Consider the following 19,178-nt stretch of genomic DNA (forward strand, 5'->3'; position numbering starts at 1 on the left):
TTTAGGTTGTTTTCCGGCTGGTTGAAGTGGCTCTGGTTGGCCCGACCAGCCGGATCGTCGGGGTGTCTGGCCGTGGTGGGCTGTGGTGCTCGGCTCGTTTGAGGGCCCAGTTGGACATCTTGCGTTTGATCACGCGGGGGTTGGAGCGCAACCGCCGTGCGGGCAGCAGTCGTTCGGTGATCTCACGCAGGCTCTGGGTGATGGACCGGGCCAGTCGTGAGGGGGGAAAGTGCCGCCTGCCCGGTGACGTGCCGGCGGACGACGCGAAGAGTGCGGGTGAAGGAGATCCGGTCGGGATCGTGGCCGGCCTTGAGGGCGGCCTGGTGCATCAGGTCCCGCAGCGCGTGGTCCAGGGTGTTCCCGATCTCCCACCGCTGGGCATAGAGGGCGGCAAGCTCCTCGGCCGGTGCCTGGTCGGGGTCGAGGAGGGTGGTGATCAGCCGGTAGACGGTGCCGTCACCACCACGTGGGCCGAGAGTGTACTCGATCACCCGCACCCGCTCGGGGTCCGCGCGCCGATAGTTGTCCCGCGCGGCGACGATCTCCGACAGGTAGGAGCCGTCGGCGAGGGTTTCCAGGACCGGCAGCACCACGACGCTGCGGACCCGCCACAGCAGATCCGCGCCGCCCGCTTTCGCGGCCCGCCACAGGTCGAGGCCGCAAAAGCCCCGGTCGGCGCGGCCGAGCGAGGAGTCGAGGAGGACGGGGCCGCCGAACGGCGCCAGGCGCTGAACCGGCTGTGCCGCTGGTATCTGCGCCGCACCGACGAAGCCCTGCAGTCCTGCTACCCGGATTTCCTGCGAGCGTTCCAGCTCGACCCCCACGTGCCAGGGCCTGAGATCGACCCCGGGCAGCAGCCCAGGCGTGGCTGTGTGCCGAACAGGCCAACCTTGTTGCCCTGGTCGTCCGCGCCGCCGACGAGAAACATGGACTCGCGGCGGTCATGAGCGGGCGGCTCGTAGGGTGATGTCCTTCAGCGCCGTTTGGTCCGCGACTGGTCCGGGAGAGACTCCCCTGGATGTCGGACAGTAGCACGAAGACCCTAGTTGATTACAGAGTGTAGTTGTTGTTTCTGGTTGCCTGGAGGGCAACGATGCCCTCCAGGCAACCGACTTCAGGCTCTAGAAGAACCCAAGCTTCTGAGGGCTGTAAGAACAAAGAATGTTCTTCGTCTGCTGGTAGTGGTCCAGCATCATCTTGTGCGTCTCGCGGCCGATTCCGGACTGCTTGTAGCCGCCGAAGGCGGAGTGCGCGGGGTAGGCGTGGTAGCAGTTGGTCCAGACGCGGCCCGCCTGGATGGCGCGGCCCGCGCGGTAGGCGGTGCCCGTGTCCCGGGTCCACACACCCGCGCCGAGGCCGTACAGCGTGTCGTTCGCGATCTTGATCGCGTCGTCGAAGTCGTCGAAGGACGTCACCGAGACCACCGGCCCGAAGATCTCCTCCTGGAAGATCCGCATCCGGTTGTCGCCCTCGAAGATGGTCGGCTGTACGTAGTAGCCGCCCTTCAACTCACCCTCGTGCTCGATGCGTTCCCCGCCGGTCAGGACACGCGCGCCCTCCTGCCGCCCGATGTCCAGGTAGGAGAGGATCTTCTCCAGCTGGTCGTTCGAGGCCTGAGCCCCGATCATGGTCTCCGTGTCGAGGGGGTGGCCCGTCGTGATGAGCTTCGTGCGGGCGACCGCCGCCTCGACGAACTCGGCGTAGTGACCGCGCTGGATCAGCGCCCGGGACGGGCAGGTGCACACCTCGCCCTGGTTGAGCGCGAACATCGTGAAGCCCTCGAGCGCCTTGTCGCGGAAGTCGTCGTCCGCCGCCGAGACGTCGTCGAAGAAGATGTTCGGCGACTTGCCGCCGAGCTCCAGCGTGACCGGCTTGATGTTCTCGGCGGCGTACTGCATGATCAGCCGCCCCGTCGTCGTCTCGCCCGTGAACGCCACCTTCGCCACTCGCGGGCTGGAGGCGAGCGGCTTGCCCGCCTCCACACCGAAGCCGTTGACGATGTTCAGCACCCCGGGCGGCAGCAGGTCGGAGACGAGGCTCAGCCAGTAGTGGATCGAGGCAGGGGTCTGTTCGGCGGGCTTGAGCACCACCGCGTTGCCCGCGGCGAGCGCGGGCGCCAGCTTCCAGGTCGCCATGAGGATCGGGAAGTTCCACGGGATGATCTGCGCGACCACCCCGAGCGGCTCGTGGAAGTGGTACGCCACCGTGTCGTTGTCGATCTCCCCGAGCGACCCCTCCTGCGCCCTGATCGCGCCCGCGAAGTAGCGGAAGTGGTCGATGGCCAGCGGGATGTCGGCCGCCAGCGTCTCGCGGACCGGCTTGCCGTTCTCCCAGCTCTCGGCGACCGCCAGGGATTCGAGGTTGGCCTCCATGCGGTCGGCGATCTTCAGCAGGATGTCGGAGCGTTCGGTCACGGAGGCGCGCCCCCAGCCCGGGGCGGCCGCGTGCGCCGCGTCCAGCGCCCGCTCGACGTCCTCCGCCGTTCCGCGCGCGACCTCCGTGAAAGGCTGCCCGTTCACCGGCGAGGGGTTCTCGAAGTACTGTCCGCGGGCCGGCGGCACGTACTCGCCGCCGATGAAGTGGTCGTAGCGCGCCTGGTAGGAGACGATCGCGCCCTCGGTGCCGGGCGCCGCGTAACGGGTCATTCTGGTCTGCCTCCCTCAGCAGCGCTGCCCGCCGTTGGGCAGCTCTCGGCGCGAGGCTAGACAGGCCGACGTTGCAAGGACGTTGCGGAACGGGCCACCGATGCGCGTTGGCGGGCCTGAAGCGGTCAGCAGGGTACCGGACCGTGTCAGCCGGGCGGCGCCGCCAACTCCGCCTCGAGCGCGGCGAGCCGGGCCCGGGCCGTCGCGGTCGGCAGCACGGCGACGAGGGCCCGCCACACGTCCAGGTCGTCCTCGCCCCACGGCGCGTGCACCCAGTCGGCCAGCAGGTCGGGGTCGCGACAGGCGATCAGCGAGCTCCGCATTCCGTCGGCGAGACGCTGCCGCAGCCGCACCACCGCCGGAGCCTGTGAGCCGGGCAGCAGTGGACCGGAGTAGGCCACGGCGGCCGCCACGACCGCCCCTGTCTCCAACCGGTGCTGGACGGCGGCCGCGTCCGAGCCGACCGGAACGGTCAGCCGGTACGGTCGCGAGGCGAGCACCCCCGCACCGAGCACCTTACGCAGCCGGGCCAGTTCGGCCCGCAGCGTCACCGGCGTCACCGACTCGTCCTCGTACAGCGCGCACAGCAACTGGTCCCCGGTCAGACCCTCCGGATGACGGGCCAGCAGCACCATGATCTCGCTGTGCCGGCGGCTCAGCCGAACACCGCGACCGCCGACCACCAGCCGGGCCTCGTCCCGGCCGAGGGCGGTCAACTCGGCCGCGCCGGCGGCGGGCCGGCGCGGGGCGAGCAGCGCCAGCTCGGACTCGGCTGCCCGCGCCACCGCCCGCACGAAACCGAGGCTGTGCGGGTGCGCGAGCCCGTGCCCACCGGTGATGTCCACCGCGCCTAGCACCTGTCCGGTGCGCGGATCGTGCACCGGGGCCGCCGCGCACGTCCAGGGCTGGACGCGCCGGATGAAGTGCTCGGCCGCGAACACCTGCACCGGGCGGTCCAGCGCGACCGCCGTGCCCGGCGCGTTCGTCCCGACCGCGGTCTCCGACCAGCGCGCGCCAGGCACGAAGTTCATCCGGTCCGCCTTGCGCCGCGTCCCCGGATGCCCCTCCACCCACAGCAGCCTGCCGTGCGCGTCGCACACCGCGAGCAGATGCTCCCCGTCGGTGGCGTACGTGCCCAGCAGCTCCCGGAACAGGGGCATCACCAGCGCCAGCGGATGCTCCGCCCGGTAGGTGCCGAGGTCACTGTCGCCGAGTTCCACGCTGGCGGTGCCGTCCGGCCCGACACCCGCCCGGGCGGAACGCCGCCACGAGTCGGCCACCACCGGACGCACCGGGCGCGGCACGGTGCCCACCGCGGTGAACGTCTCGTGCGCCCGGCGCAGGACGCGAACACGCTCGGAAGGGTCGGCTCCCGGTTCCAGGGCCACCCACGGATCGGTCAATGCGGCCTCCCTGGACGGCGATGCGGCTGTGGACATCGTCACTCCCGGTGCGCGCCCGGACAACCTTTTCGCCCGGGCTCTCCGTCAAGCGAAGTTCACGAGTCTGATGTAGCGCACCCAGTCCCAGTCGGGCCCGGGATCGGTATGGTCCGTGCCCGGTACCTCAAAGTGCCCGATGATGTGCGCGCGGTCCTTGGGGATGCGGTATCGGTCGCAGATCGCCGCGGTGAGCCTGGCCGACTCCTCGTAGAGGGCGTTGGTGAAGTAGGCGGGCTTGTCCACCCAGCCCTCGTGCTCGATGCCGATGCTGCGGGTGTTGTAGTCCCAGTTCCCGGCGTGCCAGGCGACGTCCGACTCGCGGACGCACTGCGCGACGTGTCCGTCGGCGGACCGGACGACATAGTGCGCGGACACCTCCTTCTTCGGATTCTGGAAGATCGCCAGGGTGCTGGCGTACGTCTCCTGGGTGACGTGGATGACCACCCGGTCCACCGAGTAGCTCGTGGGCCGGCTGGACGCCGTGCAGTTGGAGCTGCTCGCAGGCTGCCACTCGGCCTCCGGGTAGTCGACTGCCTGGGGCCGCGCGTCGACCCGCGTGGGGGGAAGTAAGGCGTAGGGGACGACGGCCAGGGCGGCACCCTTGAGCAGGTGGCGTCGGCTGGGGAGGAGTGGTCGTGCCCGGTCCATGGGTGGTGGCCTTTCTGTGTGGGGGAGTAGTGGTGCCGGTGTCTCGGGGAGGGGCGGGAGGCCGCTAAACCGTCCATGAGGAGGTACGTGGTTCGGTCGGTGGGTGAGGAGTTCGTGCGGTCCGCGGCGAGTCTCGCTCACCGACGGCCGCTCCTCGTGGAGCGTGGCCACGCACGCGGCGTCGGTGTCACACGGATCGGTCAACGGGGACTCGGAGGCCCGGGTGGCCGACCGGCGGCTGACCGACCGAACGGCGGTCAGGCGCGAGTCACTTCACCGGGTTGAGCCGGGGTATTCGGAACGCGTCAACCGCGCGACGTGCCGAGCCGGTGGACCTGACGTGCCTGTCCGGGACTGCTGGTGTTTCCCCCGTCATGAGAACCCCTTCGACACCCGAGATCCGCCGGCGATCCGACTCGACGACGGCACCTCGCGTGAATCACGGTACGGGGCTCGCGGGTTGGGCAGAAGAGCCTGTCGGGGCTCGGTGGACTCCTGCGGAATTGTGGAAAACTCCGCCACTCGATCGGGTGAAGTGAGCCTGAGATCAGGCGCGTTCGCCCACTGCCGTCGGGTCGTCGAGGACGGACCGCACCACCGCGTGCGCGGCTCCCAGCAGCGGTCCCTCGGGGCCCAGTCGGGACACCGACACCGGACAGACGGCCCCCGCGGTCCGGCTAGCCAACTCCGCCTCCAGGGAAGGCAGGAGCCACGGCGCGAGTGAGGACAGGGCGCCGCCCAGCACGACGCTCCGGGGGTCGAGCAGGTTGACGGCCCCGATCAGCGCGACGCCCAGTGCCCTGCCGGCATCCCGCAGGGCCCGCCGTACTTCCTCGTCGCCCGCGGCGGCGCGGGTCGCCAGCAGCCCGACCCGCCCTTCGCCCGGCTCCAGGCCGGCCGCCCGCAGCACGGCTTCCTCTCCCGCGTACTGCTCCAGGCAGCCGCGCCCGCCGCACGGGCACGCGGGCCCCTCCGGCTCCACCGGCACATGCCCCAGCTCGCCCGCGAAACCGCGCGTCCCGCGCAGCAGCTGCCCGTCGACCACCACGGCGGCACCAATGCCGATCTCCGCCGACACATGCAGGAAGTCACGCGGCGTGTCCTCGCCGAGCCAGAGTTCCGCGAGTCCGCCGAAGTTCGCCTCGTTGTCCACCGTCAGGGGCAGCCCGGGCGGCAGCAGGGCGCCGAGGTCGGTGTCGTTCCAGTCGAGGTTGGGGGCACGCACGACCGTACGACCGTCCCGTGCGACCAGTCCCGGCACCGCGACCGAGAGTCCCGCGGCCCACAGGTCCTGCCGCTCCGCCTCGGCGACGACCTGGCGTATCAGCGCGGTGAGTTCGCTCGCCACCGGTTCGGGGGAGCGGCCCCGGTTCGTTCCACGGCGTACCGCCCGCGCCCGCACCTGGCCGCGCAGGTCGACCACGCAGGCCGCGAGGTGGTCGACCCCGACCTCCGCGCCGACCCCGGCGGGGCCGTGCCCGCTGACGGCCAGCGCCGAACCGGGGCGGCCCACCCGGCCGGGCCGCTCGGGTCCCAGCTCTTCCAGAAGTCCGGTCCGGACGAGTTCGTCGACGAGGGTCGACACCGCGGCACGGGTCAGTCCGATGCGTGAGGCGACCGCCGCCCGCGACAGCGGCCCCTCGGCGCGGACGGTGTGCATGACCCGGGCGAGGTTGCGACGGCGCATGCCCTGCTGGGTGTCGGGCAGCGTGCGCCCCGGACCGGCGGAGTGGGTCTCGTGCAGCGGTGCGGTCATGCCTCCGTCGTCCTCGGTGTCTTCCTTGGTCGGTGTCCGCCGGCGCTCTGCGTCGAACGGTGCGGTGCGGGCGGACGGCCGTCCGCCCGCCGGTGTCCGTCAGGGGGTCCGCGTCCCGCGCTCCAGCAGCGGTGCCGCATCGGAGAGTACCCCGGAGATCCTGTTCAAGGTCGCCTCGTCGCGCTCCACCGCCTCGAGCACCGGGCCGTCGGCCGTGCGCCAGCGGCGGGCGACCGCGGCCGGATCCTCGCCGGTGAGCAGCCCTGCGGCCTGGGCGGCGGCGCCCAGCGCGACCAGCTCTCGGGCCTCGGGGATCTGCACCGGCCGCCCGGACAGGCGCCGCACGGTCTGCTGCCAGGCCGTGCCCCGGGCGCCGCCGCCGATCAGCAGCAGCGGGGTGGTGCGGTCGGCGTCCTGGTCCAGCACCAGGTCCAGCGCGCCGAGCAGGGCGTGCACGGCGCCGTCGTAGGCGGCCTGCAGCAACTGTCCGGGCGTGGTGTCGTGGCGCAGCCCGTGCAGCAGCCCGGACGCGTTCGGCAGGTTCGGGGTGCGTTCGCCGTCCAGGTAGGGGAGCAGCGTGACGGACGTACCGGGTTCCACGGCCTCGCGGTCCCGGCCGAGCAGAGCGGCGACCCGGTCGACGGCGAGCGTGCAGTTGAGGGTGCAGGCGAGCGGGAGCCAGTCACCGCGCGCGTCGGCGAAACCGGCCACCGTGCCCGTCGGGTCGGCCGACCGGTGGCGGGACACCGCGTACACCGTGCCGGAGGTGCCGAGACTCAATACCGGTGTGCCCGGCCGCAGCCCGAGGCCCAGTGCGGCGGCAGCGTTGTCACCGGTGCCGGCCGCCACCAGTGTGCCCTTGGAGAACGGCAGGTCATGGCTGTCGCGCACGGTCCCCGCCACCTCGCCCGGACGCACCACCCGGGGCAGCAGCGCCGGATCGAGCCCCACATGGGCCAGGGTCTCCTCGTCGTACGCCTCGGTCGTGGACGCCCACCAGCCCGTACCCGAGGCGTCCCCCCGATCCGTCGTGCCCTCGCCCGTCAGGTGCTGCGTGAGGTAGTCGTGCGGCAGGCGCACCGCCGCCGTCGACCGCGCCGCCTCCGGCTCGTGCTCGGCGAGCCAGGCCCACTTCGTGACCGTGAAGGAGGCCCCCGGCACGCTGCCCGTGCGCTCCGCCCAGGCCTTGGGGCCGCCCAGTTCCTCGACGAGACGGCGGGCCTGCGGCGCCGAGCGCACGTCGTTCCACAGCAGGGCTGGCCGCACCGGAACGCCCTGCGGGTCCAGGGTCACGAGTCCGTGCTGCTGGCCGGCGATCGACACGGCGGCCGCCTCGTGGGCCGCCTCCCCGCACTGCTGGAGCGCCGCGCACAGGGCGTCCCACCACTGGCGCGGGTCGCTCTCGCGGCCGTCGCCGGACGAGACGGTGTGCGGCGCCTGCCCGCTCGCCACGACCTGTCCGGTGGCCGCGTCGACGACGAGCACCTTGGTGGACTGCGTGGACGAGTCCACACCGACGACGAGCGGACCCTCGGCTGCTGACATCGGCTCTCCCTCTTTCCGCGGCTCGCGGGATCTGACCTGCAGTTCTTTTGGTGTACACGGCCCGGCGACGCGGGTGCCGACCCGGTCGTGGCCCTTGTTCCCTTCCCAGGGACGCGTCGGCATACTAATTTGTAAATCGCCATGACGAAATAGTCGCAAGCGAGCAAGGAGCCGCGGCATGAGCTACCAGCCCACCCCCGAGGACAGGTTCACCTTCGGCCTGTGGACCGTCGGCTGGCAGGGACGGGACCCGTTCGGCGACGCCACGCGCCGCGCCCTCGACCCGGTCGAGACGGTGCAGCGCCTGGCCGAACTCGGCGCACACGGCGTGACCTTCCACGACGACGACCTGATCCCCTTCGGCGCCTCCGACACCGAGCGCGAGTCGCACATCAAGCGCTTCCGGCAGGCGCTCGACGCAACCGGCATGACCGTGCCGATGGCCACCACGAACCTCTTCACCCACCCGGTCTTCAAGGACGGCGCGTTCACGGCCAACGACCGCGACGTGCGCCGCTACGCGCTACGCAAGACGATCCGCAACATCGACCTGGCCGTCGAACTCGGCGCGAAGACGTACGTGGCCTGGGGTGGCCGCGAGGGCGCCGAGTCCGGCGCGGCCAAGGACGTGCGGGCCGCGCTGGACCGCATGAAGGAGGCGTTCGACCTCCTCGGCGAGTACGTCACCTCCCAGGGCTACGACATCCGCTTCGCCATCGAGCCCAAGCCGAACGAGCCGCGCGGCGACATCCTGCTCCCGACCGTCGGCCACGCGCTCGCGTTCATCGAGCGCTTGGAGCGCCCGGAGCTGTACGGCGTCAACCCCGAGGTCGGCCACGAGCAGATGGCCGGGCTCAACTTCCCGCACGGCATCGCCCAGGCGCTGTGGGCGGACAAACTCTTCCACATCGACCTCAACGGCCAGTCCGGCATCAAGTACGACCAGGACCTGCGCTTCGGCGCCGGTGACCTGCGCGCCGCCTTCTGGCTGGTCGACCTGCTGGAGAGCGCCGGCTACGAGGGCCCGCGCCACTTCGACTTCAAGCCGCCGCGGACCGAGGACCTGGACGGCGTGTGGGCCTCGGCCGCCGGCTGCATGCGCAACTACCTCATCCTCAAGGAGCGTTCGGCCGCCTTCCGGGCCGACCCGGAGGTCCAGGAGGCCCTGCGCGCTTCCCGGCTCGACGAGCTGGCGCAGCCCACGGCGGCGGACGGCCTGGAGGCGCTGCTCGCGGACCGCTCGGCCTTCGAGGACTTCGACGCCGAGGCGGCCGCGGCTCGCGGGATGGCCTTCGAGCGGCTCGACCAGCTCGCGATGGACCACCTGCTGGGGGCACGCGGCTGACACGGGGACGTCCGGCATCTGGGCACACATGCGCGTGTGTGTGCCCAGGGTGGTCCTGGGAACGCAGCGGCCCAGGTCTCGCGCGGGGCCGAGGAGGGCGTTCCCGGCGCGACCAGTAGGGGTGCGTCTCAGGGGCGTCTCAGGGTCGAGGTCAGGAACCGCCGGGGGCGCGGACCCGTTCTCACAGCAGAGAGCGGCAGTGGCCGCGAAGGAGGCGACAGATGTCGAAGAACGCGAAGATCGCCGCAGGAGGAGTGGCGGTCGGGCTCATTCTGCTGATCTGGCTGCCCTGGTGGGTCGCCGTCCTGATAGTGCTCGGAGTCCCGGCCGCCGCATACCTCGCCCTGGACCCCTCGCAGCGGCGCCGGCTGCGCCGCGTCACCCGCAAGGAGCTCGGCCGCTGAAGTGCTCCCGTCCCCGCGCGCTCCTGCCAGGGGCGCAGGAGCCGGCCACATCGCCGTTCGCGGGCCTGCCGACGATCCGGTCCGTGGGCGTCCGGCCATCGAACTCAACCCACGCCATCAGCGCGTCGGACTCCGGCGGTCGGCCCCTCTGAGATCAGGAGCTCAGAGGGGGCGTACTGCCAGCTTGTCGAGGGCTTCCAGCAGGCCCGGCAGCTCCGGCCCACGACCGATCGGCAGGACTTCGCCGGGCTCGTCGTCGAGGAGCACGAAGGCGATGTCGTCGGTGCGGGCCACCATCGACCAGCCCGGACCGTCGGCCCGCAGGGTACGCGCGTCGCCGGGCGCGAAGGACGACCGGACCCGGCCCAGCGGCGGAGGCGCGTCCACGTACGCGCGTGCCTCCGCCAGCGCGCGCCGGATGCCGCTGTGGCTCGGAGAAGGCTTGCCACCCGCTGCGTCCGCCGGTCCGCCGTTTTCGTGGGCCGACGCGCTCGGCGGACCGTCGCCTTTCCCGGCGCGGGCGCTGTCCGCCGGAGCGAGGAACTCCGCGTCGTCGAGCTGCTCGCGCCACACCGCCCACTGCAGCGCGATCTCGTCGGCGCCCAGACGACGCTGGGCCGGTCCCCAGGCACCGCTGTCGGGCGGGGACAGCGCGGTCCCGCCGGAGGACTCCGGGTCCGGGTCGTGCGGCGCGGGCACGCCGGGAGCCGCCACGGCGAGGGTCAGGGGCCAGCCCGGCAGGGCGGCGACGACGCTGCGCTCGTCGGGAGACAGGTCGTACTCCATTCCGCAGTCCCAGGACGCGACGGCCACGGCGACCAGCGACACGTCGTCGACGGCGACCGTCCACCGCGCCCCGTCGCCGTCCTGACCGAGCACCAGGCCGTACCCGTCGGCGAGCGGTGCGAGGCCGAGGGCCGCACAGGCCTCCGGGTAGTCGTCCCCCAGGACGCTGGGAAACTGCGCGGGCGTCAGCAGTACCGCCGTGAGCACATACAGAGCGTCGTCCGCGGTGGCGACCTCCTCTTCCGTCCCGGCCATCCCAGCCTCCCCATCGGTTCGCCCAACGGCGCGCACCCTAGTGCGAGGGGAAGGCCCTTGTCACGACTCCCGTGCACACTCGGACCTGCGGTCCCTCACCCGGAGACCGTGGGGCCGGCGCGGTCGGTCGGCGGTCAGTCCTCGCGTGCGGCCAGGGCCAGGAAACGGGCGTCCTCGTCGACATAGGACGTCAAGTGCCATCCCGAACCGGAGAGCAGCGGGCGGAGGTTGGGTTCCGCACGCAGGTCGTCCGGCGTGATCCGCCGGCCCTGACGCGCGGCGAGCGCCGCACGGCCGATCGGATGGAAGAGCGCCAGCGTGCCGCCGGGGCGTACGACGCGCCGCAACTCGCGGAGGTTCTCCGCTGGGCGAGGCAGGTGAGCGATGAGGCCCGCGGCGAACACGGCGTCGAACGACCCCGACACGAGTGGCAGCGCGCCCGCATCGGCGAGCAGCAGCAGTCCTTCCCGGTCCCGCCCGGCCCTTACGGCGGCCTCCAGCATGGCCCACGTCAGATCGGCGCCGACGACGACGCCCGAAGCGCCCACGGCCGCGCGCAGCGGAGGCATGGCGCGCCCGGTGCCGCAGCCCGCGTCGAGGACGCGGTCGCCCTCGCGCAGCCCGAGCTCGGCGACCGCGGCCGCATAGGCGGGGCCGTCGTCCGGGAACCGGTTGTCCCAGTCGGCGGCGCGGGCGGTGAAGAACTCCTGGACGTGTGTGTGGTCGTCGCTCATGTTCCGCATGATCCCCCACCGGGGCGGACGGATGCCGGGTAGGCGGATCCCCGTCCGGCTGGTCGCGTGCGCCGGGCGGATCGCAGGGACGCACCACCCGGCTCCTCGACGTCACGTGCCGAAGGCGACCGGCCGCGTACGGACCGACGGGCGGGAGCCCGCCGGTGGTGGGGGTCAGTCCGCGAGATCCTTCACCGCCACCACCTTGTCGACCCTGACCCGGACCAGGAGTTCGCCCGGCACGCCGTTGCGGGCTCCGAACTCCTCGCCGCGATCCTCGCCCGTGTATCGGCTGCCGATGCGGGTGGCCCACTGGCGGAGTTCGTCGAGGTCCTCCGAGAGCCGGGCGCGGCCCTGCAGCACCACGAACGTGAACGGCGGCCGTTCGTCGTCCACGCACAGGGCGACCCGGTCGTCACGGGCCAGATTTCGCCCCTTCACGGTCTCCTTGCCGGTGTTGAACACCACGTCGTCGCCGTCGAGCAGGAACCAGATCGGCGCGACATGAGGGCTCCCATCGGCCCGTACGGTCGACAGCTTGCCGGTGCGGGTGCCGTAAGAGACGAAAGCCCGCCATTCCTCGTCGGTCATCTTTTGTGCCATGGTGCCCATCCTCCTTGCCGGGACAGTGGCGGTGGGGAAGGCTGGCGGCAGATCCTCCGGTCTGGGGGGAAGAGATCACACGGGGAGACCGCATCATGGCGCAGAACCAGACACTGAGCTGGCTGCTCGACGATCTGACCCAACGCGTGGAGCACGTACACCACGCCTTAGTACTGTCCACCGACGGACTGGTGACGGGAACGAGCACGGGGCTCCGACGCGAGGACGCGGAGCATCTCGCGGCCGTCTCGTCCGGCCTGCACAGCCTGGCCAAGGGCTCGGGACGCCACTTCGGCGCGGGCGGGGTGCGCCAGACGATGGTCGAGTTCGACGACGCGGTGCTGTTCGTCACCGCCGCCGGCGCGGGCAGTTGCCTGTGCGTCCTCAGCGGAGCGGAGGTCGACATCGGTCAAATCGCCTACGAGATGACCCTGCTCGTCAACCGGGTCGGCGAGCACCTCGACGTCGTGGACGCCCGTCGGCCTGAACGGCCGTCGTCGACAGACCTCTGACCTGCCCTTTCGCTGTTCCCTCGCGGAGTTATCCACAGGCTCGTGCCGTCGATCCCGTCACCGGCTACCGTTTTCGCAGGTGATCGCAAACGGCGCGATCCCGACACTCCACGGGGGAGACCAGTATGTCCGGCAACACTGTCACGCGTGAGGTCACGTCAACCGCTCGGCCGGCTGCCACCACGGGCCGAGCGCCCTTCTCGCAGAGCCGGGCGGCTCGCGAACTGAGCCTCAAACGCAGCGAGTTCGACCTGGCCGTGCACCTCGGCCACATCCGCACCCGTGCCGCTGAGGAAGGAATCGGCCGGCAGGTCGACCGCTCTGAGGTCGAGCGGCTGCGCGGGGAGGAGGGCTTTCCGGAGGCGCTGCGGAAGAGGGTGGCGACCGTGGGGACCAGGGAGGGCTCGGCGATCATGGAGGTGACCGCTGCCCGGTTCACTCGTCTGGCCAGGCTGGGCCTCCTGATTCCGGTGGCCTTCCACCTCAACCGCTACCGGGCCGTGGTCTGGCGGTACCTGGCGGACGAACTGTGCGAGTTCGCCGCCGACGCGAAGAACGCCCCGCTGCTGAGTCGGCCCCTGCCGGAGGCGCTGCGGGGCCAGTTGGACACCGGCCTGGACCTGCGCCCCCGCAACTGGCGCGGACGGTACTTGGGCTTCCTGCTGGGTCAGGCCGGAGACCACTGGGAGCGGGCGGGCGCCCTGGCCGTGCTGCTCGACCCGGTCCAGATCTCCGAGATCGTCACGGACCCCTACGAGCGCTCCCATCTGAGCCGCTTCCGGCCACCACCACCCGCCCATGGCACACCCGGCTCGCCGGCCGCCCACCTCACCGAGCGGATCACGACGGCGCAGGACCCCGACGAGATCGGCCTGCTCCGAGCGGACCTGGAGCGGACGGTGCGGGAGGCGCGCATCCAGCGGCCCGCGCCCCGCCCGGCCTCACGACACCCCGACCCGCATCCGCACCAAGACGACTCACACCGGCATCCGGACACGCACCGACATCGGGACGCACACCGGCACGCGGACGCACACCCGCGCTCGGCACGGCACCGGTGTCCGCCCGCGCCCGAGCACTGCGAACGACACCGTCCAGGCGAGCTCTCCCGACCGGCGCGCGGCCTGCTGGGCAGGCTCTTCCACAGAGCCACCTGAGCCGCACCCGCCGGCCCTGACCGCCCGACGGACCACTGCGGGGAGGGTCCTCGTGTCCGCCTACACCGCGCGGAACAGGCCTTCCTGGACGACCGACACGAGCAGGCGCCCCTGAAGGTCGAAGATGCGCCCGCGGGCCAGACCGCGCCCGCCCGTCGCGATCGGCGACTCCTGGTCGTACAGGAACCACTCGTCCGCACGGAACGGCCGGTGGAACCACATGGCGTGGTCCAGTGATGCCATGTCGAAGCCGCGCGGCCCCCAGAGCGGCTCGACCGGGATGCGCACCGCATCCAGCAAGGTCATGTCGCTGGCGTAGGTCAGCGCGCAGGTGTGCACGAGCGGGTCGTCACCGAGCGGTCCCACCGCGCGCATCCACACGGCGCTGCGCGGTTCGGCCTCCTTGACGTCCTCGGTGCTCCAGCGCAGCCGGTCCACGTACCGGATGTCGAACGGCTGCCGCCGTGCCATGCGCTCCAACTGCTCCGGCAGTGTGCCCAGATGCTCCCGGATCTCGTCCGCGACCGTCGGCAGGGACTCCGGCTCCGGGATCTCGCGCCCCGCCGGCATCTGGTGCTCGAAGCTCCCTTGTTCAGGCTTGTGGAAGGAGGCGGTCAGATTGAAGATCGTCCGGCCCTGCTGTACGGCGGTGACCCGGCGGGTGGTGAAGGACCGCCCGTCCCGTACCCGCTCCACCTGGTACACGATCGGCACACCCGGCCGGCCCGGGCGCAGGAAGTACGCGTGCAGCGAGTGGACCGGCCGTTCCCCGTCCGTCGTGCGTCCGGCGGCGACCAGCGCCTGGCCGGCCACCTGGCCGCCGAAGACCCTCTGGAGGGACTCCTGCGGACTGCGACCGCGGAAGATGTTGACTTCTATCTGCTCCAGGTCGAGCAGGTCGACGAGCCTTTCGGCCGGGTTCGTCATGGGTGGGAGACTCCTGAGTTCAGAACGGGTCGACGTCGGCTCACAGCTGACCGACGTCGGTCACACGGACGACCGCGCGGCCCTCGGCGTCGGACGCGGCGAGATCGACTTCGGCGCTGATGCCCCAGTCGTGGTCGCCGGCGGGGTCGTCGAAGATCTGCCGCACCCGCCACAGCCCGTTCTGCGGATCCTCCTTGATCACCAGCAGCTTGGGTCCGCGGGCGTCGGGACCGGTACCGAGGTCGTCGTACTCGTCCCAGTACTTGTCCATCGCCTCGCCCCACGTCTCGGCGTCCCACCCGGACTCGCCGTCCATTTCGCCCAGCTCCCCGACCTGGTCGAGGGCGGCGAGTTCGGCGCGGCGGAACATGGCGTTGCGGACCAGGACTCGGAACGCGCGCGCGTTGGAGGTGACCGGCTTGACCTGGTCGGCCTTCTCCTGGGCCTCCTCCGCGGTCATCACCTCCGGGTTGGCCAGCTGCTCCCACTCGTCCAGGAGACTGGAGTCGACCTGGCGCACCATCTCGCCGAGCCAGGCGATCAGATCCTGGAGGTCCTCGGACTTCAGGTCGTCCGGGACGGTGTGCTCCAGGGCCTTGAACGCGCTGGCCAGGTAGCGCAGCACAATGCCCTCGGTGCGCGCCAGCTCGTAGAAGGAGACCAACTCCGTGAAGGACATGGCCCGTTCGTACATGTCGCGGATCACGGACTTCGGCGACAGCGGGTGGTCGCCCACCCACGGATGGCTCTTGCGGTAGGTGTTGTACGCGTGGAAGAGCAGTTCCTCCAGCGGCTTGGGGTACGTGATCTCCTGGAGACGCTCCATGCGCTCCTCGTACTCGACACCGTCCGCCTTCATCGCGGCCACGGCCTCGCCACGCGCCTTGTTCTGCTGGGCGGCGAGGATCTGCCGCGGGTCGTCCAGCGTGGACTCCACGACGGACACCATGTCCAGCGCGTAGGACGGCGATTCGGGGTCCAGCAGCTCGAACGCGGCCAGCGCGAAGGTGGACAGCGGCTGGTTGAGCGCGAAGTCCTGCTGGAGGTCGACGGTCAGCCGGACGATGCGGCCCTCGGCGTCCGGCCGGTCGAGCTTCTCCACGATGCCGCCGTCCAGCAGCGAGCGGTAGATGGCGATCGCCCGTCGGATGTGCCTCAGTTGCTGCTTGCGCGGCTCGTGGTTGTCCTCCAGCAGGCGCCGCATCGCCTCGAATGCATTGCCGGGCCGTGCGATCACCGACAGCAGCATCGTGTGTGTCACGCGGAAGCGGGAGGTCAACGGCTCGGGCTCCGAGGCGATGAGTTTGTCGAAGGTGCTGTCCGCCCAGCCGACGAAGCCCTCCGGTGCCTTCTTGCGGACGACCTTGCGGCGCTTCTTCGGGTCGTCGCCCGCCTTGGCGAGGGCCTTCTCGTTCTCGATGACGTGCTCGGGGGCCTGCGCGCAGACGAAGCCCGCGGTGTCGTAGCCCGCGCGGCCGGCCCGGCCGGCGATCTGGTGGAACTCACGGGCGCGCAGCGTGCGTACCCGGCTGCCGTCGTACTTGGTCAGCGCGGTGAACAGCACCGTACGGATCGGCACATTGACGCCCACGCCGAGCGTGTCCGTGCCGCAGATCACCTTCAGCAGACCGGCCTGCGCCAGCTTCTCCACCAGACGCCGGTACTTGGGCAGCATGCCGGCGTGGTGGACGCCGATGCCGTGCCGGACGTAGCGGGAGAGGTTGCGGCCGAACTTGGTGGTGAAGCGGAAGTTGCCGATCAGCTCGGCGATCTGCTCCTTCTCCTCGCGCGAGCACATGTTGATGCTCATCAGCGCCTGTGCCCGCTCCACGGCCTGCGCCTGGGTGAAGTGGACGATGTACACCGGTGCCTGGCGCGTCTGCAGCAGGTCGGTGAGCGTCTCGGTCAGCGGTGTGCGCCGGTACTCGTAGGACAGGGGGACCGGGCGGGTCGCCGAGCGGACCACCGCGGTGGGGCGCCCGGTGCGGCGGGTGAGGTCCTTCTCGAAGAAGGAGACGTCGCCGAGCGTGGCCGACATCAGGACGAACTGCGCCTGCGGCAGTTCCAGCAGCGGAATCTGCCAGGCCCAGCCCCGGTCGGGCTCCGCGTAGAAGTGGAACTCGTCCATGACGACCTGGCCGACGTCGGCGTCCTTGCCGTCGCGCAGGGCGATCGACGCGAGGACCTCCGCCGTGCAGCAGATGACGGGTGCGTCGGCGTTCACGGAGGCGTCGCCGGTGAGCATGCCGACGTTCTCGGTGCCGAACATTTTGCACAGTTCGAAGAACTTCTCCGACACCAGCGCTTTGATCGGTGCCGTATAGAAGGTGACCTCGTCCCGGGCCAGCGCGGCGAAGTGAGCGCCGGCGGCGATCATGCTCTTGCCGGACCCGGTGGGCGTCGACACGATCACGTTGGCTCCGGAGACCGCCTCGATCAGCGCCTCCTCCTGGTGGGGGTAGAGCGTAAGACCGCGCTCCTGCGCCCAGGATTCGAAGGCCTCGTACAGGGCGTCGGGGTCGGCGGTCGGCGGGAGCTGATCGATGAGGGTCACGCCCCCATCTTGCCTGGCACCCCGGCCGAGACGGGAATCGGATGCCCGACCGAAGATCACGAACGCTACGCTGTGTCGCCGGCAGTACATCGGCACACCAGGTCAACTGGACAGCGGCGCAAGAGGAATGGGGCGGGCAACGGCCATGATGGGACCAGCACACTCACTGTCGGGAGCGGCGGCCTGGCTCGGCGTCGGAGCGGCGGTCTCGGCGGCGGGGCACCCGATGCCCTGGCCGGTCCTGCTGGTCGGTGCGCTGATCTGCGCGGGGGCCGCGCTCGCCCCGGACCTGGACCACAAGGCCGCCACCATCTCGCGGGCCTTCGGACCTGTCTCGCACGCGTTGTGCGAGATCGTCGACAAGCTGTCCTACACCGTCTACAAGGCGACGCGGATGAAGGGAGACCCGCGCCGATCCGGCGGGCACCGTACGCTGACGCACACCTGGCTGTGGGCGGTGCTGATCGGGGCGGGCACCTCCGTGCTGGCGATCACCGGGGGCCGCTGGGCGGTGCTGGGCATTCTCTTCGTGCACATGGTGCTGGCCATCGAGGGTCTGCTGTGGCGGGCGGCCCGCGGCTCGAGCAGCGCGGTCCTGGTCTGGCTGCTGGCCGGGACCAGTGCCTGGATCCTGGCGGACATCCTCGACCAGCCCGGCAACGGCTCGGACTGGCTGTTCACCGCTCCCGGCCAGGAGTACCTGTGGCTGGGCCTGCCGATCGTGCTGGGAGCGCTGATGCACGACCTCGGGGACGCGCTGACCGTCTCCGGGTGCCCCATCCTGTGGCCGATACCCATAGGCCGCAGGCGCTGGTACCCCATCGGGCCGCCGAAGGCGATGCGGTTCCGGGCCGGCGACTGGGTCGAGCTCAAGGTGCTGATGCCGGCGTTCATGGTGATCGGTGGACTGGGCTGCGTGGTCGCGCTGAACATCAACTGAGGCACACGCTCAGCGGGGCTCGAGGCGGACGGCGTGCGGTGGTCCCGCCGGGGCCCCGGTCCCGTCCGTCCCGCTCGTCCGGTCCGGCCCCCGGCCGGGGAGGCCGTCCTGCCTCCCGTGGCCGGTCAGGCGCCTCCGTCGCCTCCGGGAGCCTGACCGCCGCTGTAGCGCCGCTCGAACCGGGCGATCCGGCCCTCCGAGTCCACCGTGCGGGCCTTGCCGGTGTAGAAGGGGTGGCTCTCCGAGGAGATCTCCACGTCCACGACCGGGTAGGTCGCGCCGTCGTCCCATTCGATGGTCTGCTCACTGCTCGCGGTGGACCGGGTGAGGAAGGCGTACCCGGCGGCGCGGTCCCGGAAGACGACGGGGTGGTAGTCGGGGTGCTTGTCCTGCTGCATGAATGCTCCTCGTGCGGCGGGGAGAGGGTGACGGCACGCGGGCGGCCGGGTCAGTCCTGAGGGGTTTCCTCGTCGACGACGTGCATCGCGGCCTCCTCGGCGGAGGCGGCCGCGCCGTCGATGCCCACGTCGGTGGCGACCAGGGCGCTCTCGTCGTCCTCGTGCGCTCCCTCGTCGGGGGCGACGAGACGGCCGGAGCGGGCGGTACCGACCTCGTTGTCCAGGAGTTCCCCGTCGGTGTCCTCGCAATCGCCCATGTCGTCGCCGTCCCAGGCGGCCGGTTCGGGCACTTCCTCGGAGAGACGCTGGTCCAGGGTTTCGCCCTGGTGGCGCTCCTCGGCGGTCACGCCGGTGTGCTCCACGGCCCACGGCCGCTCCGGCGGCGACCAGCCACGGTCCAAGGGGTCGTCGACACCGTCGTTCATCAGCGTGTCCTCCGGGTCGAGCACTCCCGTGTCCTCCCTGACCTCGGAGTCGTCGGGCTGGTAGACGTCGTCTCCCCATCCGTCGGCGCTGTCCACGGGTAC

At 71.2% G+C, this 19,178-nt stretch carries 18 protein-coding genes; 5 read left to right on the plus strand and 13 right to left on the minus strand.

The features are described 5' to 3' along the window. Positions 1-182 precede the first annotated feature (182 nt). From CG719_RS05995 to xylB, 6 genes are all read right to left on the minus strand, one after another. Positions 183-824: a transposase gene (locus tag CG719_RS05995; RefSeq protein ID WP_234375455.1), complete on the minus strand. Its 642-nt coding sequence runs from the start codon at positions 822-824 to the stop codon at positions 183-185. Between the two features lie 297 nt (positions 825-1,121). Further along, a complete protein-coding gene (gene exaC, locus CG719_RS06005; protein WP_100567427.1) occupies positions 1,122-2,645 on the minus strand; it encodes an acetaldehyde dehydrogenase ExaC in 1,524 nt (507 codons plus the stop codon). A 146-nt stretch (positions 2,646-2,791) separates the two neighbouring features. Then, positions 2,792-4,084, minus strand: coding sequence for a GAF domain-containing protein (locus tag CG719_RS06010; protein WP_234375456.1), 1,293 nt, complete (start codon positions 4,082-4,084; stop codon positions 2,792-2,794). 48 nt (positions 4,085-4,132) lie between these two features. Beyond that, the gene (locus CG719_RS06015) at positions 4,133-4,735 is read right to left on the minus strand and encodes an N-acetylmuramoyl-L-alanine amidase (RefSeq protein ID WP_100567429.1); all 603 of its coding nucleotides are present in this window, start codon (positions 4,733-4,735) and stop codon (positions 4,133-4,135) included. Positions 4,736-5,282: 547 nt separating this feature from the next. Further along, positions 5,283-6,491: an ROK family transcriptional regulator gene (locus CG719_RS06020; protein WP_100567430.1), complete on the minus strand. Its 1,209-nt coding sequence runs from the start codon at positions 6,489-6,491 to the stop codon at positions 5,283-5,285. Positions 6,492-6,590: 99 nt separating this feature from the next. Then, positions 6,591-8,036: a xylulokinase gene (gene xylB / locus CG719_RS06025; protein WP_100567431.1), complete on the minus strand. Its 1,446-nt coding sequence runs from the start codon at positions 8,034-8,036 to the stop codon at positions 6,591-6,593. 178 nt (positions 8,037-8,214) lie between these two features. Here xylB and xylA point away from each other — a divergent pair, with 178 nt between their 5' ends. Then, on the plus strand, positions 8,215-9,381 hold the full coding sequence (gene xylA / locus CG719_RS06030) for a xylose isomerase (protein ID WP_100567432.1): 1,167 nt from the start codon (positions 8,215-8,217) through the stop codon (positions 9,379-9,381). A 221-nt stretch (positions 9,382-9,602) separates the two neighbouring features. Further along, positions 9,603-9,785 carry a hypothetical protein gene (locus CG719_RS06035; protein ID WP_100567433.1) on the plus strand — a complete coding sequence of 61 codons (183 nt, stop codon included), beginning with the start codon at positions 9,603-9,605 and terminating at the stop codon, positions 9,783-9,785. A 162-nt stretch (positions 9,786-9,947) separates the two neighbouring features. Here the strand turns inward: CG719_RS06035 and CG719_RS06040 are convergent, their stop codons facing one another. The 3 genes from CG719_RS06040 to CG719_RS06050 form a co-directional block, all read right to left on the minus strand. Next, the gene (locus tag CG719_RS06040; RefSeq protein ID WP_100567434.1) at positions 9,948-10,826 is read right to left on the minus strand and encodes a hypothetical protein; all 879 of its coding nucleotides are present in this window, start codon (positions 10,824-10,826) and stop codon (positions 9,948-9,950) included. 134 nt (positions 10,827-10,960) lie between these two features. Further along, a complete protein-coding gene (locus CG719_RS06045) occupies positions 10,961-11,560 on the minus strand; it encodes a class I SAM-dependent methyltransferase (RefSeq protein WP_100567609.1) in 600 nt (199 codons plus the stop codon). A gap of 174 nt (positions 11,561-11,734) precedes the next feature. Next, on the minus strand, positions 11,735-12,163 hold the full coding sequence (locus CG719_RS06050; RefSeq protein ID WP_100567610.1) for a PPOX class F420-dependent oxidoreductase: 429 nt from the start codon (positions 12,161-12,163) through the stop codon (positions 11,735-11,737). A gap of 95 nt (positions 12,164-12,258) precedes the next feature. Here CG719_RS06050 and CG719_RS06055 point away from each other — a divergent pair, with 95 nt between their 5' ends. Further along, on the plus strand, positions 12,259-12,675 hold the full coding sequence (locus CG719_RS06055) for a roadblock/LC7 domain-containing protein (RefSeq protein WP_100567435.1): 417 nt from the start codon (positions 12,259-12,261) through the stop codon (positions 12,673-12,675). Between the two features lie 125 nt (positions 12,676-12,800). After that, a complete protein-coding gene (locus CG719_RS06060; protein ID WP_100567436.1) occupies positions 12,801-13,832 on the plus strand; it encodes a DUF6397 family protein in 1,032 nt (343 codons plus the stop codon). Between the two features lie 60 nt (positions 13,833-13,892). Here the strand turns inward: CG719_RS06060 and CG719_RS06065 are convergent, their stop codons facing one another. After that, positions 13,893-14,759 carry an acyl-CoA thioesterase gene (locus CG719_RS06065; protein ID WP_100567437.1) on the minus strand — a complete coding sequence of 289 codons (867 nt, stop codon included), beginning with the start codon at positions 14,757-14,759 and terminating at the stop codon, positions 13,893-13,895. A gap of 40 nt (positions 14,760-14,799) precedes the next feature. Further along, the gene (locus CG719_RS06070) at positions 14,800-17,313 is read right to left on the minus strand and encodes a DEAD/DEAH box helicase (RefSeq protein WP_199836533.1); all 2,514 of its coding nucleotides are present in this window, start codon (positions 17,311-17,313) and stop codon (positions 14,800-14,802) included. A 145-nt stretch (positions 17,314-17,458) separates the two neighbouring features. On the opposite strand from CG719_RS06070, the gene CG719_RS06075 reads away from it, so the two are divergent. Further along, entirely contained in the window at positions 17,459-18,253 is a 795-nt protein-coding gene (locus CG719_RS06075; protein ID WP_100567438.1) for a metal-dependent hydrolase, read from the plus strand. 125 nt (positions 18,254-18,378) lie between these two features. Here CG719_RS06075 and CG719_RS06080 read toward each other — a convergent pair whose 3' ends face one another. Both CG719_RS06080 and CG719_RS06085 read right to left on the minus strand, forming a co-directional pair. After that, entirely contained in the window at positions 18,379-18,651 is a 273-nt protein-coding gene (locus CG719_RS06080; protein ID WP_100567439.1) for a type B 50S ribosomal protein L31, read from the minus strand. Positions 18,652-18,701: 50 nt separating this feature from the next. Then, a complete protein-coding gene (locus CG719_RS06085) occupies positions 18,702-19,172 on the minus strand; it encodes a DUF5709 domain-containing protein (protein ID WP_100567440.1) in 471 nt (156 codons plus the stop codon). Positions 19,173-19,178: the final 6 nt, after the last annotated feature.

The sequence above is a fragment of the Streptomyces sp. CB01373 genome, from assembly GCF_002803075.1.
Lineage (GTDB): Bacteria > Actinomycetota > Actinomycetes > Streptomycetales > Streptomycetaceae > Streptomyces.